The organism is Pseudomonas sp. 06C 126 (assembly GCF_001855215.1).
Classification (GTDB): Bacteria; Pseudomonadota; Gammaproteobacteria; order Pseudomonadales; family Pseudomonadaceae; genus Aquipseudomonas; species Aquipseudomonas proteolytica.
In genome coordinates this window covers 85,232-91,354 of the sequence record NZ_MIFU01000079.1, presented here as the reverse complement: position 1 = coordinate 91,354, position 6,123 = coordinate 85,232, and the positions used below count along the sequence as shown (strand labels likewise).

The 6,123-nt window shown below is 63.4% G+C and carries 3 protein-coding genes; 2 read left to right on the top strand and 1 reads right to left on the bottom strand.

Translation table 11 applies throughout. From position 1 onward, the window contains the following. Positions 1 to 2,096: retention module-containing protein (locus BHC62_RS11965; RefSeq protein WP_143007530.1), on the bottom strand; the 2,096-nt coding region annotated here is incomplete at its 3' end. A 477-nt stretch (positions 2,097 to 2,573) separates the two neighbouring features. On the opposite strand from BHC62_RS11965, the gene BHC62_RS11960 reads away from it, so the two are divergent. Both BHC62_RS11960 and BHC62_RS11955 read left to right on the top strand, forming a co-directional pair. Continuing rightward, entirely contained in the window at positions 2,574 to 3,932 is a 1,359-nt protein-coding gene (locus tag BHC62_RS11960; protein ID WP_029292390.1) for a TolC family outer membrane protein, read from the top strand. A 23-nt stretch (positions 3,933 to 3,955) separates the two neighbouring features. Continuing rightward, on the top strand, positions 3,956 to 6,115 hold the full coding sequence (locus BHC62_RS11955) for a type I secretion system permease/ATPase (protein WP_070995133.1): 2,160 nt from the start codon (positions 3,956 to 3,958) through the stop codon (positions 6,113 to 6,115). Positions 6,116 to 6,123: the final 8 nt, after the last annotated feature.

Genomic DNA, 6,123 nt, shown 5'->3' with positions numbered 1-6,123 from the left:
AGCGGCAGGTTTTTCTCGTAGACGGTGACTTCCCCGCCGTTCACTTCAAGACCAGTCAATACCACTGGATCGTCGTTGTTATGCACCTGCAAGACGAGGCTGGCGGTACTGGTATCACCGTCGCTGTCGTTCAATTGATAAGTGAAGGTTTCAGTGCCGCTGCCGCCACCATTCAGAGCCATGAACTGTGGGTCGGTCTTATCGAGGGTGTACACATAGCTGCCGTCGGCGAAGAGCTGCAAGGTGCCATAAGTACCAGTGAACGTACCCGCAGTTACCGGGCCGGTGGCGACCCGATCCGCGCCTTGCACGTCATTGCCCAGCACGCTGCCAGTCAGGGTCAACAGGCTTTCAGACGCCACTTGCGCATTGCTGTCATCGGCAGCGGTCGGTACGTCGTCCACCACACTGATATGCAGCGTGCTGGTGGCCGTGCTGTTGTTGGTATCACTGGCGATCACGCTGAAGCTTTCGGTCAGTTCGTTCACCCCCGCCGCCGTTGGATGCGCCTCGGTGCCGGTCAAGGTGTAGCTGTAGGTGATTACTCCGGTGGCCGGGTCAAAACCGGTGATGGTCAGGGTATTGCCCAGGCCGGTGGCGATCGATTGCGGGAAGCCGGCGGCAACACCACCGGACACTACGCTGATACCGCCCACGGACAGGTTCTGCAAGCCGTCCGCTGCCGACACGGTCAGGCTGCCGGTGCGGGTCAGCGCGCCAGCGTCGGGGCTGCTGCCGTCCACCAGGTTCTTTTCATAAAGCGTCAGGTCGGCACCATTGATGCTGATGCCACCGATCACCACCGGATCGTCGTTGTTATGCACTTGCAGCACCAGGTTGGCGGTGCTGCTGTCGCCATCGGCGTCGGTCAGGGTGTAGGTGAAGGTTTCCGTGCCGTTGCCACCGCCCTGCAGCGTGACAAAGTCAGGGTCGGCGGTGTTCAGCGTGTAGGTGTAGCTGCCATCGGCAGCCAGGACCAGGGTGCCATATTGGCCGGTGAAGGTACCGCCGACGATGGGGCCGGTGGCGATACGGTCCGCTCCCTGGGTGTCGTTGTCCAATACGTTGCCGCTGAGGGTCAACAGGCTTTCCGACGCACTGCCCTCGTGGCTGTCGTCCAGCGCCTTGGGCACGTCATCGATCACGGTGATATCCAGGGAACCGGTGGCGGTGTCGTTGTCGCCATCGGTGGCAACCACCGCAAATTGTTCGCCCAGGCTGTTGGTGCCGCCACCTGACGGATGGGCCTCATTGCCGGTCAAGGTATAGCTGTAGCTGATCACCCCGGTGGCCGCGTTGTAGCCGGTGATGCTCAGGGTGTTGCCCAGCCCGGTGGTGATGGTTTGCGGGAAGCTGCTGACCACCCCGCCGCTGACCACGCTGATGCCGCCCACGGTCAGGCTTTGCAGGCCATCGGGCGCCGAGACGTTGAAGGTGCCGCTTTGCACCAGCGCCGCCGGATTACTGGCCGAGCCTTGGGCAAGATTGGCCTCGTCGAGCGTCAACTCACCGCCCTCGACCTCCAGCCCGCCCAGGCTCACCGGGTTGTCGGGAGGCACCACCACCGGCTGGTCGTTGCCGGTATCCGGCTGGCCGGCGACCTGGAACAACGGAAACTCGGGAATCGCGCCAAAGCCCGCCGTCGGAAAGCCGATGACCGGCTCCACGCGCCCGGCGACTTCGGTCAGCAGCACAAAGGAGTGCCCACCGCCCAACTCACCCGCCGCTGTGCTGCCGGTCTGGCCAGCAGCCGTGGCTTCACCGGTCTGGGTCGGGTCGGCACCGGCAGCAATGGCTTTTTGCAGTTGCTGCACATCGGTCAACTGCGCCTGGCTCGGCGCAAGGTCTTCAGACCCATGAACCTGCGGCGCCTGGCCGGCCAGCAGTTGCGGGGAGAGGCCCAGGCTGCTGTCGCGCCCCAGGGTCAGCTCATGGCCGTTGGTCAGTTGCACCGCCACCGCACCGGCCGCGCCGGTCTGCAGCTGCTCGCCGGCAAACAGTCGGTCGCCTTCGATCAGGCTCCGGCGGCTGCCATCTCCCGCCACGGCAAAGACTTCCCCAACCACCTTGCTGACAACACCGATTAACTTGGCCATGTGCTTATCTCCCTGTCCGACCCCAGTAGTCGGCACCTCGGTTACGTGCACAAATGCAGTGGATCCAGTGGCCCGGACCTTCGCCCGGAAGTGGCACAAAACTGATTCAAATCAGCCGCCAAACCGCGCTTCGACCCGCTTGCAGAGAGCCTTCCCAGGGACCGAGTGACAAAAAACCGTCACCCTTAAATTCCCTTTTTTCCGCTACCCCACGATCCGCTTGCACTTGCGATTGAACTTTCCAAGGCCCTGAAAATGCGCCGAAGCGCACATAACTCAAGGCTTGTGCTTTGAACAATGTCTTGCTTCACGCAGAACGCATAAGTTTTTTTGGACATAAACGTTATGAGAAATTCTTCTTAGGTCCTCCTGCAAATGTTCTTAGCTCTGTTGTTACAAGCCTGAGACGGTTTGCCCCCTAAATTCGTCAAATAAATGGCGACAGACCAGCAGCACTGATACACAGGAGATGTTCCCATGCGCGTCTTTACCCCCCTCTGCAGCGCCATTCTGATCGCCATGGCATGCACCAACACCCAAGCGATGTCGCTGACCCAAGCGATCCAAAGCACGCTGGACACTCACCCGGAACTCAATGCCAGCCGTAACAGCCGGCTGTCGGCCGACGAAGATGTGAAAGTCGCCAAGGGTGGCTTCTATCCCAGCCTCGACCTGAATGCCGCCTATGGCCGCGGCTACAGCGACAACAGCACCACCCGCGCCCGCGGCGGCAACCACCACACCGAGACCGACAATTACACCCAGTCGGAACTGCGCCTGCGCCAGATGCTGTTCGACGGTTTCAACACCTCCAACGAAGTGCAACGCACCGGCGCCGTGGTCAACTCACGTGCCTATTACACCCGCGGCACTGCCGAAAGCCTGGCCCTGCGCACCGTCGAGGTGTACCTGGAAGTGCTCAAGCGCCGCGACCTGCTGACCTTGGCCAAGAACAACCTGCAGGCGCACCTGCGGGTCACCGATCAGATCGGCCTGCGCACCGAGCGTGGCATCGGCAGTACCGCCGACCGCGACCAGTCCACCGCCCGTCGGGCCCTGGCGGACAACAACTACCAGACCGCCATGGTCGACCTGCAAGACGCCGAATCGAATTTTTATAGTGTGGTAGGGCGCATGCCGGACGAACTGGAAAGCCCAGCCTCGATCAAGGGTCAATTGCCCGCCGACCAACTCGGTGCGCGGCGCAGCATGCTGGAGAACAACCCCTATCTGAAATCCGCCCAGTCCGATGTGATGGCCGCCGAGAGTCAGTACGAAGTAGCCAAGTCGCCGTTCTACCCACGCTTCGACGCCGAGGCTGCGGTGGGCGCCAATAACAATGTGCAGGGCGACCTGGGCCACGACAATGAATGGCGGGTGGGCGTGGTGATGAACTACAACCTGTTCCGTGGCGGCAGCGACAAGGCCCGACTGGCGTCGGACTCGCACAAGATCAACCAAGCCATGGACATCCGCAACAACGCCCTGCGCATGCTCAACGAGAACCTCAACCTGGCCTGGCACGCCATGGACAACGCACGCATCCAGACCCCCACCGCCCGCGAATACGCCGAAACCACCCAACGGGTGCGTGCGGCCTATCAGGATCAGTTCGGCCTGGGCCAGCGCACCCTGCTGGACCTGCTGGACAGTGAAAACGAGCTGTACAACGCCAACCGGCGCTATACCGAAGTGCGCTACACCGAAGAGTTCTCCATGTACCGCGTGCTGGCCAACATGGGCGAGCTGCTGAACAAGGAGCGCGTGGTGGTGCCGGCCGAAGCCATTGCCCAGTCGGAAGTCAGAAGCGAAGCCCACTTGCCTGACCTGAAGTAGCCAACGACGTGGAGCAGACCGCCGTGAGCCAGATGGAACCGCTGAACCCGGGCGTCGACCCGCGCCAGAGCTTTGATGACCCGTTGCTCGACGGCCTGCTGATCCTGTGCAAGCTGCATGGCTGTACCGTCAGCCGCGCCAGCCTGAGCGCCGGCCTGCCCTTGGCGCAACAACGCCTGAGCCTGGACTTGCTGCCACGGGCAGCGGCCCGGGCCAGCTTGCAGGCGCGGGTATTGCGCCGGGACTTGAAGGCAATATCGGCGCTCAACCTGCCGGTGCTGCTGCTGCTCAACGAAGGCCGCTGCGCGGTGCTGCGGCGTTGGAGCGAGGATGGCCAGGCGCTGATCCTGCCCAGCGAAGCCGAAGGCGGCGAACAGTGGGTCAGCCGCGAGGAGCTCGACGCGGCCTACAGCGGCCAGGCCCTGTTCGCCCGGCCACGGCACGAGATCGAAGACCTGCGCGCGCCATTGGTGCCGCGGGTCGAGGCGTGGTTTCGCGACACCTTGAAGCTGTCGCGCTGGCTGTACAGCGATGCGATTCTCGCCAGCTTGCTGATCAACCTGCTGGGCCTGATGGTGCCGCTGTTCGTCATGCAGACCTACGACCGTGTGGTGCCGAACCAGGCCACGTCGACCTTGTGGGTCCTGGTGATCGGCCTGCTGATCGGCACGGGTTTCGAGCTGGTGCTGCGGGTGGTGCGCGCTCACTTGCTGGACACCGCCGGCAAGAAGACCGACGTGATTCTTTCGGCCACCCTGTTCGAGCGCATCACCGGCATGTCGATGAAGGCGCGCCCGGCCACCATCGGCGGTTTCGCCCAGAGCATCCATGACTTCCAGGGCCTGCGCGAGTTTCTCACCGCCGTGACCCTCACCAGCCTGATCGACCTGCCCTTCGCCGTGCTGATGCTGGTGGTGATCGGCCTGCTCGGCGGTTGGCTGGTGATCATTCCTTTGTGTGCGTTCCCGCTGACCATCGGCTTTGCGATGCTGATCCAGGCTCGCCTGCGCGACACCGTGCAAAAAAGCCTGAGCCTGGGCGCCGAACGTCAGGCGCTGTTGATCGAGACCCTCGGCGGCCTGGAAACCCTCAAGGCCTGCAGCGCCGAAAGCGAGCGCCAGCACCAGTGGGAAAGCACCCATGGCGCCCTCACCCGCCTCGATAGCCACGCGCGCAACCTCTCGGCGCTGGCCACCAATGGCACGTTGTTCATCCAGCAGTTTTCCGGGATGGCAACGATTGTCGCCGGGGTCTACAGCATCATCGCCGGCAGCCTCAGTGTCGGTGCGCTGGTGGCCACCTACATGCTCGGCAGCCGGGTACTGGCGCCGCTGGGGCAGATCGCCGGGTTGATCACCCGCTATCAGCAGGCGCAATTGACCATGCGCAGCACCGACGCGTTGATGGCCCTGCCCCAGGAACGCGATCCGCAACAGCGCCCCCTGGAACGCACGCAACTGACGGGCGCCCTGGAAGTCAGCCAGGTGACCTTCCACTACGCCGGACAAAACGCCCCGGCCCTGAGCCAGGTCAGTTTCCAGCTCAAGGCGGGCGAGCGCGTGGGGATTATCGGGCGCAGCGGCTCGGGCAAAAGCACCCTGGGCCGGCTGGTGATGGGTTTTTACACCCCAGAAGAGGGCCAATTGCTGCTCGACGGTCTCGACCTGCGGCAACTGGACGTGGCCGACCTGCGCCAGCAAGTGGGCTATGTGGCCCATGATCTGCCGCTGCTGGCCGGTAGCCTGCGCGACAACCTGACCCTGGGCGCGCGCTATATCAGCGATGCGCGGATGCTCGAAGTGGCCGAGCTGACCGGCGTCAGCGAGCTGGCCCGTCAACACCCCCAAGGCTTCGACCGGCCGGTGGGCGAGCGCGGGCAACTGCTGTCCGGCGGCCAACGCCAGGCGGTGTTGCTGGCCCGCGCGCTGCTGCTCGACCCGCCGATCCTGTTGCTGGACGAACCCACCAGCGCCATGGACAACAGCAGCGAAGAAACCCTGCGCCAGCGCCTGGAGCTATGGGTCAAGGGCAAGACGTTGCTCCTGGTCACGCACCGCACCTCGATGCTCAGCCTGGTCGACCGTTTGATCGTGCTGGACAACGGCCGCATCGTGGCCGACGGCCCCAAAGAAAGTGTGATCGATGCATTGCGCAAGGGCCGTGTCGGCTCGGCCGCCGTCTAGGAGCCCCA

Coding starts and splice junctions, on each gene's coding strand:
- BHC62_RS11960 (WP_029292390.1), top strand. CDS start 2,574: ATGCGCGTCTTTACCCCCCTCTGCAGCGCCATTCTGATCGCCATGGCA.